Origin of the sequence: Chitinophaga ginsengisegetis (genome assembly GCF_900168065.1) — a bacterium.
Lineage (GTDB): Bacteria > Bacteroidota > Bacteroidia > Chitinophagales > Chitinophagaceae > Chitinophaga > Chitinophaga ginsengisegetis.
Genome location: NZ_FUZZ01000005.1, coordinates 313,448 through 332,351, shown reverse-complemented (window position 1 = coordinate 332,351; position 18,904 = coordinate 313,448). Strand labels below are relative to the sequence as shown.

Sequence of the window (18,904 nt, the reverse complement as noted above, 5' to 3'; positions counted from 1 at the left end):
AAAAAGTTGAATGGTTATAGTTGAATACTTACCCCTGCTGTATACATTTTCATAATGCCATAAGTCCATTGGTTACCCTGACTTTCAGGGTCTACCAGCTTCATGGAAGTGAATACAAACGGATTCTGTGCATTCACATATACCCGGGCACCGTTAACGCCTATACGCTTTAAAGTGGTACTGCTGAAATTGTAACCCAGCTGGATATATTTCATCCTGATATATGCGCCGTTCTGTATCCAGAAATCGGACGATAACTTGTTGATATCCGGTGTAGTGGTTAAGCGCGGAAAGCGTGCATTGGTGCGTTCCGGCGTCCAGTAGTTATCTGCATAGTACTTCGTAGGAACGCCGCCATCAAAAGACATGTCCAACGGATAAGCCAGCATACCTGCCAGTACTGCATCGCTTTTGCTCACGCCCTGCAGCAGCATTTCCAGCTCCCATTTTTTATAGGTAATGCGGAAGTTGGCAAAGAAATCGGCACGGGGCGTAGGGTTGCCGATCACGGTTTGATCATTGCCATCAATGATATTATCGCCGTTCTGATCCAGGTAGCGGATATCCCCTGGTTTGGCGTTGGCGATCACCGGCACCAGCGGCGTACCATCCGGCTTAAAATCTGCCGCCTGCAACAACCCATTTGTTTTATATCCATACAAACTATTCAGCGAGTAGCCTTCCTTGTTAATTTTTTTGCCATCGATATAAGGACCACCCAATACCGTGAGGAAGGTGTTATTGTTATAGGAAACGCCGGGACGTACAGAGACGGTAATGTCCTTCCCAATGCGACCATTATAATTCAGCGACAACTCCACGCCCTTATTCCGTAACCGGCCTGCATTGATAGGAGGAATTCCCATACCGCCCACATAAGATACCGGCGGCCAGAGGATGATACCATTGGTGGTTTTGTTATAGAAGTCGAAAGTGAGTTCCAGTTTGCTCCGGAGCAAAGCCAGGTCCAGACCAAGATCCAGCATATCTACGGTCTCCCAGGTGATGTCGGGGTTACCGAATACGGATTCCACGCCATCACTAGCGCTGATCATATTCTGATACTGGTAAAGCGCTATATTCTCGTTGCCCAGCCGGCCGTAAGATGCACGGAGTTTCATGCTATTAATGAAAGACACCGGCGCCATAAAGGGCTCTTTATGTATATTCCAGCCCAATGCTACGGAAGGGAAAGTACCGTACTTATGACCGGGACCAAAGCGCGATGAACCATCGGTACGAATGGCTCCTTCCAGCAGGTATTTATCTTTATAAGAATAATTTACTTTTCCATAAAACGACAGCAGGGAATTTACATCCCAGAATCTACTATTATTCTCTTCCTGCGAATAACCACCCATCAGGTAAAAATGATGCTCTTTCAGATCATAGGTATAGTCAGCTGTTACGCCGGCATAATAGTAAGTAGTCCTATCCATTTCAGCAGATCGCTGCACACCCCATGTTTGCACCAGTTTACCGGTATAATAATCGAAGAAGTAGTAATTATCGCGGGTGGTGCGGGTTACATCACTGTTCAGCCGGAAGCTGAATTGTCCGCGGAGATTCAGTCCGGGTAAAACTTCCCATTTAGGCTGTAAATTGATACTGGACTGACCATACTCATTGGCGGCCTTACCACCGTGTTCTGCATAAGCCACCGGGTTTACAATATCCACGTAGCGCCCGTATATTACCGGGGCGCCGTCTTTTGCCGGGTATTTGGGAAGAATAGTGGGCGGTACCCGGAAAATATCTTCCAGTATCCTGTTTCCATTACTGCCATTGGGGCGGTTAGGATAAAAAGTATTCCGTTTAATGGCCAGCATGTCCATGTATACCAGGAACTTTTTGGTAAGAGTAATGGAGGTGTTGGCGCGGATATTATATTTATTGGAGTGGTTGAGTGGGATCATCCCCTGCTGGTTCTGATAATTGGCAGTTAGGGCAAAACGTGCGAGGCTGTTACCGCCGCTCACGCCCACCGAGTGACTGGTAATAGGCGCTGCCCGGTTCAGGATTTCTTTCTGCCAGTCGGTGTTGGGATACTTTACCGGGTCGTCACCGGCTTCGGTATGTTGAATATCTTCTTCGGAATAAAACGGTGCATTGCCCGCGTTCACCTGTGCTTCATTAAACATGCGCATGTATTCCGGCGCTTCTACAAGTTTGGGCATGGAGGATGGCGATTGCACGCCATAATAACCATCATAGGTAACGGCTACCCTTCCGGCTACACCCCGTTTGGTAGTTACCAGTATTACGCCGTTGGCGGCACGGGCGCCGTACACAGCAGCAGCGGCGGCATCCTTCAGGATCGTTACGCTTTCTACGGTAACGGGATCTATATAGTTCATGTCCATCGGCACGCCATCCACCATTACAAGCGGATTAGAAGCATTTAGCGTGCTGATGCCACGGATCTTTATCACGGCGGCATCGCCACCGGGCAGGCCGGAGTTCTGCGTTACCTGCAAACCGGTAACGCCACCCTGCAACGCCTGTGATAATGCAGTAATGGGCTTGCCATTGGTTTGCTGCGCAATATTTACAGAGCTGATGGAGCTGGCAATATGCTTACGTTGTTGCTCTGAAAGGCCCACCACCACTACTTCATCCAGTGCGGCTACGTTTTCTTTCAGGGAAATATTCAGCGCGTTATGACTGCGGATAATGGTGTATTCCTGCGGGAGATAACCCATTTGCGTAAAAACAAGCACGGCGTTTTTCTTAGCATGGAAGGTGAAATAGCCATCGGCGTCGGTAGTGGTACCAAGACTGTTATTGTCTTTCACCCGTATAGTCACGCCTGGTAATGCCTGCGGCGGTTCATGCGTATCGTATACCCGTCCACGTATGAGGTAGGTACTGTCTTCCGATGGTGAGGCGGAGGACAGGCGCTGATCGGGTTTACTTTTTTCTTTCGGGATGATGGCTACCTGGTTGCGCATGATGCGGTAGCTGAGTCCTGTATTTAACAGGGCTTTATCCAGCACTTCGTTGATCTTTTTGTCCTGCAGTTCAAGGGTCAGCGGTTGTTCCCTGTTTACCAGTTCATCTTTATAAAAGATACGCCAGCGGCTTTGCGACTGGATCTGGTTAAACAGCTGGGGTAAAGTGCCCTGGTGCAGTTTAATGTTGAGGTGCTCATCCTGCGACTTACCCGTAGCAGAAACCCCAAGAATAGCGGCGAACAGTAAAATTACAGTCAGTTTCATTGTTCTCACGAGTTTAATGGCAAAAACATTGCCTGGCGGTACGCGCCATTGTGCATAGATTTTTTTCATAACTTCACTACAGTTTTTTTAGTTAAACAAAAAGACAAGCCCGTCCCCGCTTCCGGCGGGGCAGTGCAACCGGAAGATGTCCCACCATCTTCCGGTTTTTTTTGGCGATATATATGGTATTTAGTCTTTCTCTTTCAGGATGATGCGCTGTCCGTGGCGCTCATAGCGCAGCGAGTTGGTGGCGCAGATCACATCCAATACGTTTTCAAGATTATCTTCCAGGTCAAGGTCACCGGAACAGGTTTCCAGTCCGGGTTGTGTTGATGCAAGGTCCAGCTGTATATTATAGTAACGCGTTAGTTTTTTCAGGATCTCTTTCAGCGGCGTGCTGTAAAACAACAGGCGCCCGTCTTTCCAGGCGGTATAAGTACTTACGTTTACGGTGCTTACCTGCAGGTCTTCGCTTTCCACACCTACCGTAGCCATCTCATTAGGTTGCAGCTTACGGGAATGTTTTCCGAAAAGATGTTGTGACGGCAGCTGCATACGTACACTGCCCGAAGCCAGCACCAGGCTTTGTTGCCGGTCGTCCGGATAAGCGCTGATATTAAAGGAGGTACCGAGTACTTCTGTTTCTATACGTGAAGCATATACGAAAAAAGGAGCATGGGCATCAGGGGCCACTTCAAAAAAGGCTTCTCCTTCCAGGTATACTTCCCGTTTCTTTTGCCGGAAGGTAGCGGGATAAACAAGGCGGGAGCCGGCATTCAGCAGCACGACGGTCCCGTCTTCCAGCTGCAGGCGGGCGCGGCGGCCGTAAGGCACCAACAGCGTGTTGTACGGGGCTGCTGACGACAGGGTACTGTCTGCATTGATGGTTACTCCTTTGCCTCCGTATACAAGCGATGCGTTTTTCCCGGATACCACAATGGCCTGTTGTTGTCCGAGGATCAGGCGGGTATCGGTGGCGCTTTCCACGTGTTGTTGCCGGGCAAACTGTACCAGTGAGTGCGTGGGCCGGGGCCAGAACAACCAGGCGCCTACCGACAGCAATAATAATATGGCGGCGGCGATTTTTAGGAACAGGTACCTGTGTATGGATGGTTTGGACACTAAACCCGCCGCAATGTCCTGCCATAGCAGGGCTTTATCGGCCGGATCCCATGTTTCTGCGCCGGCGTTTGTGATCATGCGCTGCACGGCATCTGCCATCTGTTGCTGCACGGGATCATCGCTCTGTACAGGCGATTCATGGTCATTACCAAGCAGGTCTTCCAATTTCAGGTGTTTCTTATCAGGCATCTTGCGGCATCTTTGCTATATAGAGCAACAAACAAACAGGATATAGACTCCGGAACGAAACTTTTTTTTATTCAGGGATGCTCCCGGGAAATCCAGGACATTAAGAGGATGATTAACGGCAGCACCGGCACCTTTTCCATGTTGGCGCGCAGTTGCCGGAAGGCTCTGTAGGCAAGGGTGCGGCAGGTAGGCACACTTATTTTCATGATACCGGCCACTTCTTCGTACGACAGGTTGCAGTTAAACTTAAGGAAAAGGACTTCTTTCTGCCGGGCAGGTAATTCATTGAGTTCACGGACCAGCAACCGCAGCATTTCCTGCTGTTGTTCGGCAGCAATCAACAGCTGTTCGGCATCCGGTTCATAAACAACGGAGAAATAGTCCTCCGCATTGACGGTATGGAGAATGGTGGCATTCTTTTTTACGGCCTGGTGGATCTTCCTGCGGAACGACCGGAGCAGGTAAAACCGGATGTTCACGTCGTGAGCAAGGTTACTCCTGTAGTGATAAAGACTGGTAAAAAGCTCCTGGATACAATCCTTTATAGTGCTGGTATCTTTTATATATCTTAAGCCATACCGGAAAAGCATATCCGCATACATCTCATACAACTCCCTGTAGGCTTGCTGATCCCCCAGGATGACATTGTTCCACAAAATATTATCAGCTGCAATTAGGCGGTCTTTCAAACAGTAAATATTTAGAAGTGGTTGATGCCCCTAATATAAAGGAAAAAGCAGAAAGGTTAAAGCATTAAACAAAAAGCTATTGGCACAAACACCAGGGCGGATATTTTTTCCGGAGATGGATATGCCCGGAACCTACCTGCTTTGGTTGTTGCGCCAATAGCTTCTTTTTAAATTTATGTTTTCGTTGAACAGGCTGTGCTATGCCTCCTGGAAGGCATGCCATAAGCTGGCTGCGCCGATCAGGGCTGCCGCCTCACCGAGGGTAGCGGTAACTACCGGAACGGTGATCTGTTGTTTTTCCAGTTCTTTTTTCAGTTGAGGGAAGAAGAGGTCAGCCGCGTTGGCAATGTTGCCGCCGATCACTACAATTTCGGGTTGTTCTTCTTTAATAAAGGCAGTAAGTAAAGTGCCGAGGTTTACGGCAAACTCGTTGAACAGTTGCGGTATTCTATCGTCAACGCCTATACGAGCTACCAGTGCTTTTACATCTGCTACTGTTTCACCGCTTATTTCTTCATAGCGTTTTACAAACCAGCGGGTAGAAAGATAGTCTTCCGCCATGCCGTCTTTAAAAGGAGAGCACCAGCGGTTGGCATCATTGGCTGCTCCATCGCGGTAGATGGCCGAACCCAGGCCCGTGCCCAGTGTAAGCCCGATCACGCATTGGTGGTTTCTGCCGGCGCCGCTGAACACTTCGCCCTGCAGGAAGCAGCCGGCATCGTTGATAAAGCGGATCTGTTCCGGTGAAATTCCGAGGCTTGTTGCCAGTAGTTCTTTTACGTTCAGGTTGTATAATGCGTCATATTTATGTTGCCCTTTCATGAGGCTGATCCCGTGCTCATAGTCGAACGGACCCGGCATGCCGATACCAATATGCCGGACATCTGCTGAAGCGTGGGTAAATACTTCCCTGATAACAGCCGCCCAGCCATCGATGATATCCGCTACTTCGCCCTGTGAGTTAATACGGATGCGGTTCCATGTGCCTTCTATGATCGATCTTGTGTTAAGATCTACCAGTGCTGCGGTAATGTGGGAGCCGCCGATATCTATTCCTAACGCCGTGGAATTTGTCATAAATTCAATAAATAGAATGTTTGCTAAATCGTTAAAGCTATACAAATATAAAAAACTATTTGGTTGACATGCTCAGAAAAATCGTTTTAGCAAAGTGAAAAACAGTTAAACAGCTCTCAATATAGGGCGTTTTTCCAAAAATCAAAAAAAACGGGAGATTTTTCAATAGTTCTCAAAGAAACCTCTCCGCCATTATCTGAAATAATCAGCAAAGATCATCCGGAAACATTTATCTGAAATTCCCGGCTAACCTCCATGATCATCTGCCGGAAATTATTTTGACAGATGAAAAATAATCATCACTTTTACATCCGAAATTCATTTTTCAATGGAATCTGATCATTGCTCCGGCAACAACATCCTGATAGCTTATATCGCTACGAACTTCAACACTTCGCCCCCACTTTTCTGAAATAGATATGCATGGCCCAAACCCTGAAGTGACACGTCCGTCAGCAGTATCGCTGTGCATTTAAATTCATCTTTACAAACACACATACCTTAACAACAACCCTACAAATGGAAAACACATTTCTCAGATGGGCTTTGCTTATCGGCCTGCCCATTCTATGCCTTGTACTGTACAAAGTAATTCTTCGTATATGCTTTGGCGTAGTCATTGTACCGGAAGACCGTATCGGTCTGGTTACTAAAAAATTTGTACTGATCGGTAAACAGGAACTGCCCGAAGGCCGCATCCTCGCCACCAATGGCGAAGCAGGCTTCCAGGCGCAAACACTCGCTCCCGGCGTATACTTCTGGAAATGGATCTGGCAGTACAGCGTTACCTTTCAACCGTTTACCATCATCCCCACCGGTAAAATCGGACTGGTACTGGCGAAAGACGGTTCAGAACTGGAAACAGGTTCCATCCTGGCCCGCAAGGTTCCCTGCGACTCCTTCCAGGACGCCGTAGCCTTCCTGCAGAACGGCGGCCGCAAAGGCCGGCAAACCGCCATTATCACGCCCGGATCGTACCGTATCAATACCTTCCTGTTTGAAGTGGAAATCACCGACATGCTATCCATCCCCGATAATGCCGTGGGAATTGTTACCACTCTCGAAGGACAGGCCATTGAAACCGGCTCCATTGCGGGTAAAACCATCGAAAACCACAACAACTTCCAGGATGTGGATGCCTTCCTCGAAAAAGGCGGCTACAAAGGCTTACAGGAACAGGTGATCCTGGCTGGTTCCTATTTTATTAACCCGTGGTTCGCCAAACTGGAAATGGTGCGTATGACGGAAATCGCCATCGGCCACGTAGGCGTGGTGATCTCCTTCGTGGGTAATGATGGCGTGGATCTCAGCGGCGCAGAATTCAAACACGGTAACATCGTGGCCAAAGGCACCAAAGGCGTATGGGCCGAGCCACTGGGACCGGGTAAGTATCCTGTTAATCCCTATATCATGAAAGTAGAACTGGTGCCTACCACCAACCTGGTGCTGAACTGGGCCACCGCCAGAAGTGAGGCCCACCAGCTGGATAAAAACCTCTCTACCATCACCGTGAGAAGCCGTGACGGTTTTACTTTTAATCTCGACGTAGCGCAGATCATCCACATCCCAACTACTGAAGCCCCTAAAGTAATTGCCCGCTTCGGTAACATGAGCAACCTGGTAACGCAGGTACTGGAACCTACCATCGGTAACTATTTCCGTAACTCAGCCCAGGGATCAGATGTGATCAGTTTCCTCACCAGCCGTAAGGAACGGCAAACTTCCGCGAAGGAACATATCGGCCAGGTACTGGATCAGTACAATGTGTTCGGGGTAGATACCCTTATCGGCGACATTGTGCCACCGGAAACACTGATGAAAACACTGACCGACCGTAAAATTGCAGAAGAACAGAAAATTACCTATGATACAGAGCGACTGGCACAGGAAACCCGTCAGACGCTGGAAAAAGAAACCGCCATTGCAGAAATGCAGAAGGAAATTGTAAAAGCCGACCAGGGCGTTTGGATTGCGGAAAGACATGCAGACGCCTCCGTGAAAAAAGCCACCGGTGACGCCAACAGCGTGCGGCTGCAAGCCAACGCGGAAAGCGACCGGATGAAATTACTGGCCGGCGGTGAAGCGGAAAAAGTACGCCTGCTGGCCAAAGCAGAAGCGGAACGCACCGAGTGGATTGCTAAAGCCGATGCGGAAAAAATTGCCCTCACCGGTAAAGCAGAAGCAGAAAAGATCCTGGCCATTGGTCAGTCCAGCGCGGAATCCTACAAACTGGCAGTAGAAGCAATGGGTGGCAACAACTTTACCCAACTGAAAGTAATGGAAGCCATCGGATCACAGCAAATCCGCATCATGCCGGATGTGCTCATCAGCGGCGGAGACGGCGCCAACGGTCCGATCAGCGGATTGCTCGGACTCAAATTACTGGAAGATGTGGCAAAGAAAAACGAAGCCGGAAAACAGGCAGAGTAACACTATAAGAAGCATAACAAAAGGGGAAGGTGTGCACCTTCCCCTTTTTGCTTTATGCCTTGCGGTTATCAATACTGTAAGGCACCAGAGAACAGGGTTACTAAAAGGATAGCGGTATCCTTCACTATAGCAGTGCATTGCGTATCTTTATACCCGGAAAGAAAAAATGAACGTATGCGAAAAGAAAATTCCTCTAATGCCATCAACGGAAAACAGCTGCGCGGCGACTGCGGAACAGCGTATACCCTGTCGTTGATCGGCGGACGCTGGAAACCCAGCATACTGTGGCGCTTACTGGATGGTAAACTACGCTATAATGAACTGAAAAAGTCGATCACCGGCATCTCTGAAAGAGTGCTGGTTCTGCAGTTGAGGGAACTGGAAAACGACCACCTTGTTAAACGGATCGTGTACCCGGAAGTTCCTCCACGGGTGGAATATGAACTCACCCCGCTGGGATGGAGCATGGAAAGCATGTTGCAGCATATCTCCGACTGGGGCACTATGCACCGGGAAGATGCCATAGCACGCCAGGCATCCAAAGAAAAAACCGTGGCGGCTATGGCTGATAAAGGTTAAACTGCCAACCCGGCGTCCTCGAGCGCACCGGAAGCCAGCGCTGTCCAGTCGGCATCATGTATATCCTTCGCCAGGATAGTAGTGAGCCGGTTCTGCACCAGGTTAGCCAGCGGCATCGGCGTATATGATTTCCGCGCCGTTTGCAATACCAGGTCCATATCTTTCAACCCTAATTCCGCACTGAAAGAAGGATTACCGGTAAATTTACGATCCAGGATCATGGCGCCATAATTCCTGAAAATAGGGCCCGAAAATAACGTAGTGGTGAGCATTTCATACGCCACCCTGGGATCTACCCCGTTTTTCTCTGCCAGCGCAAAAGCCTCTGCCATCAGTTCCAGCGCCCCGGCAATCATAAAATTACCCATCAGCTTCAGCACATTGGCGCTACCGGCATCTTCTCCAAGATCAAAAATATTACGGGCAAACCCTGCCTCCAATAAAGGGCGTATCCTTTCTTTAGCCGCAGCAGGACCGGAAATCACCGAATTACCTGCTTTCGCCGCTGCCGCCTCCGGCCGCGCAAATACCGGCGCACCTACAAACAACACGCCGTGCTTCCCATGCCGAACCGACAACTCCCTCGATATATCCGGCGAAACAGTGCTCATAGACACATGGATGCCGCCTTCTCCAAGCGCCTGCACCAACGCATCGGTGGCCACTGCTTCCAGCGCCTTGTCATCCGCCACCAGGCTCAGAACAACCCCTCCTTTCACAGCGGTTTCCTCCGGGCTGTTCACCAGTATGGCACCCAGCTGTTCCAGCGGCAATGCCTTCTCCCGGGTACGGTTATAAATTCTTAAAGTATAACCTGCCTTCAGCAGGTTTTCTGCAATGGGATAGCCCAAATGGCCTGTGCCGATAAATCCAATGGTTTCCATAATTCTTCAGTTATCTTGTTGGTTCAAATCTATCATTTCAAAATGATTATATAAAGATATGTGGATTTTTAGTTTCCCTTCTTTTCCTTAAATTCAGCATATAATCCTTATACCTTGAAAAGAATTTCATTGTTTCTGCTGTGCTTATGTAGCATCACAGCCAGCGCCCAGCAATACATCTCCCAAAGTAAAACCACCAGTGAAAGAAATAACATCTATAAAATAACAGATAAGGAAGCGCTCCGGATATTTGAGCTGAGCAGAGCATCCAAACCCTGGGCGGATGAAAAATACCTGCATACCGCAGCCGGCACTTATCCGTTTGGCGCCAGCTTCCCTGCGGGTACCGCCCCAGGAAATTATGTAGTGGTAACCGGCCTGCAAAATAACCTGGCGTATGAATACAAACCCGTACAGAATGTAATCCTGAAGGTAGTAACCAATAACTACGATCTGGCATTGCTCTTACATGATAAAAATGGAAAACCGATTTCCAATGCCAGCGTGCGGATCAACCAACGGACTATTCCCTGGGATGCACGCACACAAACCTATCGCATTCCGCGCTACAAAAAAGGCGGTATCATACAGGTGTATCATAACCAGGTGCTGAACCTTTTTAACCTGACGGTCCCCAACCGTAAGGGCAGGCTCCTCTTCTGGAAAAAACTGTTCCCCCGCAAAAAAAATTATTATCATAATGAACCCAGGTTTTCGCAGTCTACTTCTACCGAAAAAAAATACAAAGGCTTCATGGCCTTCAGTAAAGCGAAATACAGGCCCGGCGATACCCTGCGGATGAAGGCATTCATCATTAATCGCCATACAAAGCCGGTAAATGAACCCCTGCTGTTACGACTTTACAGTGAAGACATGGATATCGATACAATCCTCACCACTATCCGTCCTTACCGGCCGGGAGGCTATGATTACGAAATGGTGCTCAGTGACAGCCTGGACCTCGATCTGGACACAGACTACCTGTTTACCCTGGAAACCCTGGACAGCAGGAAATATACCTCCGACAATAACGAAACCGACCTGGATGATGATGAATACTTTGCCAGACGGAAAGTATTGATGCGCGGTACGTTTGAATATGAAGAGTATGAGCTGAAATCGATCCGCTTTACCGCCCGCACCGATGTGAAAGAACATACCCGTGGCACGCCGGTATCCCTGTTCCTGAAGGCCACCGATGAAAACGATCTCCCGGTAATGGATGGGCGTGTAACCATCACCGTTACCCCTAACAACATTTCACAATATCACGCGCCGGTGGTATTTATACCCCACCAGTTATGGAAACATGAAGTAGCGCTGGATATGACCGGGGAAACCAAAGTAACGCTGCCTGACAGTATTTTCCCGGCCGCTTCTTTTTCCTATAACATCAGCACACAGTTTCTGAACAGCAACAATGAAAGCCAAAGCAGCCGTATTTCCCAGCAATATTATTATGATACGGATGAAATCAGTTTCACACCAAAAGGCGATAGCTTATCTGTTGACTTTAAACGCTCCGGCCACGTCATACCTTCACAGGCCACGCTGCTGTTGCTGAATGCAAAGCGTGATACGGTTGCTCTTTCTGCTATCTCATTACCCGCCGTATTGCCGCTGCATCCTTATGTAAATACCTACCGGGTAACAGCAGGCAACGTCACTAAAAGCTACCTGTCATCCGGTGAAAATGGCATGATCCAGTGCAATGCCAGCCGTACCCGCGATTCCGTATTTGCAGATATTGTGAATCCAAAAAAATTGTACTTCTGGTATAGCATCTTTGCCGGCAACAAACTGGTGGCACAGGGCTACGACCAGCAGCTGTCGTGGAAAGCCGCCTCCGCCACCCACGGGTATTATTTTGTTTCCCTGCAATATATCTGGAATGACCAGGTGAAAGATGAGCACTTCATCATCCCTTATCTTGAAAAACAATTACAGGTAACCATCAATAACCCGGTAGCTGTGTACCCGGGGCAAACAGTTCGTATAGGCATCACTGTTACTGATGCAGAAGGCCGGCCTGTAAAGGATGCAGATGTTACGGCTTATGCGATGACTGCCAGGTTTAACTATACCATGCCTAACCTGCCCAATCTTGATAAAAGGCATCCTATGCGGAAAGCATATAGCCAACAGTGGTTATCTGATAGAAAAACCGTATCCGGCAAACAGATCATGAACTGGGACCGGTGGAAAAACGAAATGACGCTGGATAGCAACGCGTATTATCGCTTCCTGCATCCGGATGGAATACGTTACAGCACGGAACCTGCGAAGAATGATATTACACAGATTTCCCCGTTTGTTACAGAAAATGGCGCTGTACAGTTTATCAGTCATGTGAAGATAGATGAACAACCGGTGTTCTTTGCCAATACAGACCTCCGGCCAGCCTATAGTTTTGCCATATGGCCCGGCAAACACAAACTGGAAATCCGTACTTCTGATAAGGAAATTATCATCGACAGCATCTACGCCGAAGAAGGACTTAAAACCTTTATCAGCATCGCTGCCGATAAACCCGATGAACGGATACGCATCACCAAAATGCCAACGGAACTTACCCCGCTGGAAGTAAATCTATATAAGCGTTACGTGGTACCATTTCTTACGGATAACAATGACGGGTATACGTATATTAACCAGAATGGAAATATACAATGGTTTAACCCCGGCAATGGTTACAGCAAAAGCATCCAGCTGGCCGGACCACTGAAAAACAATGATGCCGACTATATTGTAAAAGGCAGGTTTATACAATCTTTTGTACCTGAACCGGGTTATACATTTGAGATCCGGCAAGGATTAGTGAAAGAAACGAGTACCAGCGATCAGCGACTCAGATTCTATTTGCCGAAAGAAGCGGATCAGCCACGGTTATATGATCATGTGATCACAGAAAGTGAAATGGACAGTATCTGGAATGATCACCTGGATGGCCTGCAGATAAACCAGGAGCTATACTCCAATGCAAGAGGCGACGGGAATACCTCTAATCTCATTATTTCGCCGGATACTGCCTTCAAAGGGAATGAACCGCGGCAGCTGTTCCTTTACCGCTACGATGATCCCACCTATATCCGTATTTACCGCGGACAAACCACCTGGTTTTACAACCTGGAACCAGGCAATTACCGGCTGCTGGTATTGCTGAAGAAAAATAAATACTACGTGGCCGATAGCCTGAAAGCCAATGCCGGCGGCAATACCTATTACCGGTTACACGCCCGGAAAGTAATGGAAAAAGACTCTACCAGCGCTGCATTATCAAAAGCGATACTGGACTGGAGAGGTTATGAAACACAACAGATGTCGACCAACGCGACGACCGACTTTACCACGCCGTTCAACAACCAATACCTGGATACTTCCGGCTTCACCCGTCGTATATCCGGGGTGATAACAACAGATGCGAACGGCCCCGTACCCGGCGCCTCCATTATTCTGAAGGGAACAAGGTATGGCACCCTGAGCAATGCAAAAGGATATTTCTCCTTAGCCGTTACAGAAAAAGGACAGCTCACCGTTAATGCTATTGGGTATAACGCCGAAACTGTTACTTTAAGGGACCAGGATTTTATTGAAATAAAATTAAAACCGGTAATACAATCCCTGAGTGAAACGGTGGTAGTGGGTTACGGCACGCAACGCAAAAAGGAAATTACCGCCGCTGCTTCGCACTTCATTACCGGCAATCTTAATGGCGTAGTGGCAGGCGTCACTATCCGGGGCGCCAACAGTATTAACACGCCACCACTGATTATCATTGATGGTGTTCCCTATGAAGGTTTACTGGAAAGCCTGGATCCGTCTCTTATTAAAAATATGTCGGTGCTGAAAGATGCCGCCGCCACCGCTATTTATGGCGCCAGGGCCGCCAACGGAGTAATCCTCATCACCAGCAGCAAAGCGGGTTTTATAGCGGCAGCCAGCCAGGAAGCCCTGCCGGCAGAAGCCAATAGCCTGCGCAGCAACTTCCGCGACGATGCATGCTGGCAACCACGGTTACGCACCAACGAAAAAGGAGAAACCTCTTTTAAGGTAACCTTCCCGGATGATATCACCAACTGGAAAACCTATACACTGGCATTCACTGACCAGGGACAAACCGGCAGCGCACAGGTACAGATCAAATCATATAAACCGCTGAGCGCAAACTTGTCGCTACCGGTGTTTGCCGTTGAAGGCGACAGTGTAAACATTATCGGTAAGGTGCTGAACTATGGCACCGACAGCGCTACTGTCAGCCGCAGCTTCTACACCAACCAGGTACTCACCGGCACCCGTTCCATTGGCGTGCGCAACAGCCTGATTGATACCTTCCCGGTGCATGTTCCCCTATCGGGCGACAGCATCTCCTTTAAATATACCATCACTGGTAACCAGGATTACTTCGACGGAGAATACCGTGCTATTCCTGTCTTTAAAAAAGGCGTAACAGAAACCAAAGGCTTCTTTGCCGCACTGCCAGCCGATACCAGCTTCTCCCTGTCTTTTGCAGACGATACCGCTGCTGTTCACCTGTATGCCTGCACCGGCATGCTACCGGTACTGCTGGATGAAATAGATTATCTCCGGCGTTATGAATATCTATGCAATGAACAACTGGCCTCCAAACTCACCGGCCTGCTGCTGGAGAAACAAGCCCGTAAATTCCTTGCGCTACCGTTTAAGGATCTGAAAAAGATCTCTGAGCTGATCCGTAAACTGGAACAGAATGAAAATAAAGATGGTGGCTGGGGCTGGTGGAATAAAAGCACTTCTGTGTACTGGGTTTCACAACATGTAACAAAAGCCTTGCTGATGGCTGAAAAAGAAGGATTTAAGCCCAACATCAACAAAGCAGCGCTGATCGATTACTCCGTATTCCAGCTGAATGGTTCCGTACACACCAGGGATGCGTACACCAATAATTTAACCCTTTTGGAAACATTGTACGAGCTGGGCGCCAAAATTAATTTCCCGGCTTACCTCGATACCATACCTGCAAACAAAGGCAGTAAGTATGACCAGTTCCGTTTATTATACCTGAAACAACAGACAGGCATACACGTAAATACAGCCTCACTGATGGCTGCGCGGCAAACCACCATGATGGGCAATAGTTACTGGGGGGAAGACAGTTACCAGCTCTTTAACAATGATGTACAACTCACCTTGCTGGCATATAAAATATTGCGGGCAGAGGGTGGTCACGATGCCCTGTTACGCACCATCCGCGACTGGTTCATGGAAAAGCGGCGCAGCGGCAACTGGCGCAATACCTACGAATCTGCCACTATCCTGGCTACCATCCTGCCGGATGCGCTGCAAACTTCGGAGATGCAAACGCCGGGGCTTAGTATTAACGGGGAACAGGTGAGTGCCTTTCCTTATACGCATATTTTTACAGCCGGTAAGCCATTAAACGTCGTTAAGCGGGGTGGTTCCACCGTATATTTTACCGGCTGGCAACAGCACTGGAATCCGGCGCCGCCACCTGCATCACACCAGTTCAGCGTGGGCAGCCAGTTCCTGCAGCAGGATACAGCTGTAAACTTCCTCACCGCAGGCCGCGCTGTTACCCTGGAAGTAACCGTGGAAGTAAAAGCAGATGCGGATTACGTGATGGTGGAAATACCGGTGCCGGCTGGCTGTTCCTATGAGGAGAAAAACAGTCAGTGGTCGAACCATGAAGTACACCGCGAGTACTTTAAAAACAAGGTAAGCATCTTCAGTGATTATTTAAACAAAGGTACTTACCGCTTTACGGTGTCCTTAATGCCGCGCTATACGGGGTATTACCACCTGAACCCGGCCAAAGCAGAAATGATGTATTTCCCGGTATTTTTTGGGAGAGAAGGCATGAAAAAGGTGGTGATCAGGGGCAAATAAAATCATCACTCATTTTGGGTTATTTAACGTATTTTAATAGCAGCACTTTATAAACCGCCACCGCTATGAGAACAATCCATCAATGGCTGGACGAGTACGGCAGCAGCCACCGTAACCACACCAACAAGCTGATTCACTGGATTTGTGTGCCCGCTATTTTTTTCAGTATAGTCGGATTTTTATACGCGATCCCGTTGCCCATTGGTGGCGTGCGTTCTTATATTTCGGTGGCCCATGTGGCATTGCTGTTACTGATCATTTACTATCTGCGCCTCTCTCCTTCCCTGGCGGCAGGTATGCTGCTCATCGGCGTGATCTGTTTATGGCTATGGCGCCTCATAGCAGCCACTCCGCTGGTGATCTGGCAGGTGGCATTGTTTATTTTCGTAGTGGCCTGGATCGGGCAGTTTATTGGTCATAAAATAGAAGGCGCCAAACCTTCTTTCTTCAAGGATTTGCAATTCCTGCTCATCGGGCCCGCCTGGCTGCTGAGCTTTATCTATAAAAAAGTGGGCATCCGCCTGTAAAAGCCCTCATGTGGCGGCCGACAAATAAAGCCGCAGCACATAGCTCATTTCGTATAGCATGAATATAATGACCAGCGCCCCGTGAAAGGTGCGGTTACTGATCCTGATGGCCAACAGGCAAAGGACAAAGTGAATGATATTGCGGATCGGGTATTCTATACCGAAATGATGAAAGTAGTCCTGTCCTTTTATCAGCGTATCTATTACATCTGCAATAAATGAAAACGCCAGTACCCCGAAGAACCACTTTCGCCGTGAATAAAAGTAGTCCTGGTATCCTTTATAATCCTTCAGATCATCCGGGTACAACAGTGCACAGAGCAGGAAAAAGGTAGTAATAAAGGAGATAATAAAGATATATTCCGGGAAAGTCCATTTCTTCAATGCGTGCAATGGCATTTCCCACCACCAGAAATGTACCAGCAGCACAAAGATGTAAGCTACCCATGAAAGGTGTACCCAGTAAGGTTTTTCCCGGTTGGGATGCTGGATAAATTTAGCAGTGCCTTTGAGCAGATGGGCAATGCTGAGGCTCAGGATAAATCCTATCACCATTCTTACATGGCCGAATGTTTCCATAGCGGGTGTTTCTATGAATTTAATTCATTGCTCCTGAAAAAACAAAAGCCCCGATTAAAATCGGGGCTTATTTACCTAAACCTACAACTGTTACACTGTTATTGCAACAATAATTTATCTTGAAAAACTGTTTCCGTTAGTGCATAGCAGACGGATCGAGTTTTGCAGCTTTCTTAGCTTTTACCATGAGTACAAACGGTACACAAATCAGGAATATCAGGCCCAGGTACAGGAACACATCCATATAGGATAATATGGCGGCCTGTTTGGTAACACTGTAATCCAGTAATTTATAACCCGAATTCAGTGCCTGGTGAGGGTCCATTCCTTTGGCGCCGAAGCTTTGCTGTAACCCGTTTACCCGGTTAATTACATCGGGGTTATTGGTATCCAGTTTTGCCACCAGGTCGCTCCGGTGCAGCATATTCTGACGGGCCATAAACGTAGTGATCAAAGCCACCCCAAATGAACCTCCCAGCTGACGCATCATACCGGTGAAGGCTGCGCCCTGGCCAATCTGTTGTCCTTTCAAACCAGACAGCGACAACGTGGTGATAGGAATAAAGAGTAAACCCATACCTATACCGCGAACAATCAGCATCCAGAAGAAAGCATCTGAACCGGTATCTGCCGGTGTGATAATTTTATATCCCCAGAAGCAGAACACAAAGAACAGGAACATACCACTTGCCACCAGGTATTGTTGTGGAATACCTCTTTCCAGCATCTTACCGATGAGCGGCATCATCACCGCGGTAGTCAACGCCGCAGGAATCATCAGCATACCGGATTGGGTAGCGGTCCATCCCAGCGAACCTTGTGTGTACAGCGGGATGATGAAGGTAGATCCGTATAATCCAAAGCCCATGATGAACGACAGGATGGTACCTACCCGGAGGTTTCCGTTTTTGAGCACCCTCAGCTCCACAATCGGGTTCTTATAGGTAAGCTCACGCCATACAAAGAAGAACAGGGCCAATACACTTGTTACGGTCAGGGCTGTAATGGTAGAGTCGTTAAACCAGTCGTCTTCCTGTCCGCGTTCCAATACAAATTGCAAACACCCTACCATCACCGCCAGGAGTCCTATACCGAGGAAATCTATCTCCGACATTGCTCTTTTTTCACCATATTTCGGGCTGCGTACAAACTGCAAAGTGAGCAGGGTAGCGATTACACCGATCGGGATGTTGATGTAAAAGATATAAGGCCAGGAATAGTTATCGGTGATGTAACCGCCTAACGGGGGGCCTAACGTTGGACCGATAATTACACCCAATCCATAAATGGCCTGGGCGATACCGCGTTTTTCAGGCGGATAACTTTCAGTGATAATCGTTTGAGAGGTCACCAGCAATGCACCTCCACCCAAACCCTGTATGAAGCGGAATATGATCAGCTCCCACATGGCAGTTGCGTTACCGCAGAGGAAAGAGGAAACGGTGAATATAATAATAGACGCCGCGAAATAGTTACGACGACCAAATTGCTGTGATAACCAGCTGGTCATCGGTACTATGATTACGTTACCGATAGCGTATGCGGTGATGACCCATCCGATTTCACTGAGTGTGGCGCCCATGTTACCACGCATGTCATTCAACGCCACATTTACGATAGTGGTATCCACTATCTCCAGCAAAGCGCAGAATATAGCGGTGATCGTAATGATCACCCTGCGCGAGCCGTATTCTATCAATGATTCTTGTTGCATGCAGCACTTATAT

General features: G+C 48.3%; 11 protein-coding genes. 4 read left to right on the top strand and 7 right to left on the bottom strand.

Annotated elements, in window-relative coordinates; all coding sequences use genetic code 11:
• Nucleotides 1-14: 14 nt before the first annotated feature.
• The 4 genes from B5Z18_RS27545 to B5Z18_RS27530 form a co-directional block, all read right to left on the bottom strand.
• Nucleotides 15-3,287, bottom strand: coding sequence for a TonB-dependent receptor (locus B5Z18_RS27545; protein ID WP_079472772.1), 3,273 nt, complete (start codon nt 3,285-3,287; stop codon nt 15-17).
• A 120-nt stretch (nt 3,288-3,407) separates the two neighbouring features.
• Nucleotides 3,408-4,529 (bottom strand): FecR family protein, encoded by a 1,122-nt coding sequence (locus tag B5Z18_RS27540; RefSeq protein ID WP_079472771.1) that lies wholly within the window; start codon nt 4,527-4,529, stop codon nt 3,408-3,410.
• A 71-nt stretch (nt 4,530-4,600) separates the two neighbouring features.
• A complete protein-coding gene (locus tag B5Z18_RS27535) occupies nt 4,601-5,218 on the bottom strand; it encodes an RNA polymerase sigma factor (protein WP_079472770.1) in 618 nt (205 codons plus the stop codon).
• Between the two features lie 198 nt (nt 5,219-5,416).
• Complete coding sequence (locus B5Z18_RS27530; protein ID WP_079472769.1) at nt 5,417-6,295, bottom strand: ROK family protein; 879 nt, start codon at nt 6,293-6,295, stop codon at nt 5,417-5,419.
• A 519-nt stretch (nt 6,296-6,814) separates the two neighbouring features.
• On the opposite strand from B5Z18_RS27530, the gene B5Z18_RS27525 reads away from it, so the two are divergent.
• Nucleotides 6,815-8,725, top strand: coding sequence for an SPFH domain-containing protein (locus tag B5Z18_RS27525; RefSeq protein WP_079472768.1), 1,911 nt, complete (start codon nt 6,815-6,817; stop codon nt 8,723-8,725).
• 174 nt (nt 8,726-8,899) lie between these two features.
• A complete protein-coding gene (locus B5Z18_RS27520; RefSeq protein ID WP_079472767.1) occupies nt 8,900-9,304 on the top strand; it encodes a winged helix-turn-helix transcriptional regulator in 405 nt (134 codons plus the stop codon).
• Here the strand turns inward: B5Z18_RS27520 and B5Z18_RS27515 are convergent.
• Nucleotides 9,301-10,188: an NAD(P)-dependent oxidoreductase gene (locus B5Z18_RS27515; RefSeq protein WP_200817376.1), complete on the bottom strand. Its 888-nt coding sequence runs from the start codon at nt 10,186-10,188 to the stop codon at nt 9,301-9,303. The two genes, B5Z18_RS27520 and B5Z18_RS27515, sit on opposite strands and share 4 nt — an antisense overlap.
• Nucleotides 10,189-10,302: 114 nt before the next feature.
• On the opposite strand from B5Z18_RS27515, the gene B5Z18_RS27510 reads away from it, so the two are divergent.
• Both B5Z18_RS27510 and B5Z18_RS27505 read left to right on the top strand, forming a co-directional pair.
• Complete coding sequence (locus tag B5Z18_RS27510; protein ID WP_143313723.1) at nt 10,303-16,071, top strand: alpha-2-macroglobulin family protein; 5,769 nt, start codon at nt 10,303-10,305, stop codon at nt 16,069-16,071.
• Between the two features lie 65 nt (nt 16,072-16,136).
• A complete protein-coding gene (locus B5Z18_RS27505; protein WP_079472764.1) occupies nt 16,137-16,598 on the top strand; it encodes an Mpo1 family 2-hydroxy fatty acid dioxygenase in 462 nt (153 codons plus the stop codon).
• 6 nt (nt 16,599-16,604) lie between these two features.
• On the opposite strand, the gene B5Z18_RS27500 is transcribed toward B5Z18_RS27505, so the two are convergent.
• Nucleotides 16,605-17,177: a hypothetical protein gene (locus B5Z18_RS27500; protein ID WP_079472763.1), complete on the bottom strand. Its 573-nt coding sequence runs from the start codon at nt 17,175-17,177 to the stop codon at nt 16,605-16,607.
• A gap of 136 nt (nt 17,178-17,313) precedes the next feature.
• Nucleotides 17,314-18,891, bottom strand: a complete 1,578-nt coding sequence (locus B5Z18_RS27495) for a DHA2 family efflux MFS transporter permease subunit (RefSeq protein WP_079472762.1) — start codon at nt 18,889-18,891, stop codon at nt 17,314-17,316.
• Nucleotides 18,892-18,904: the final 13 nt, after the last annotated feature.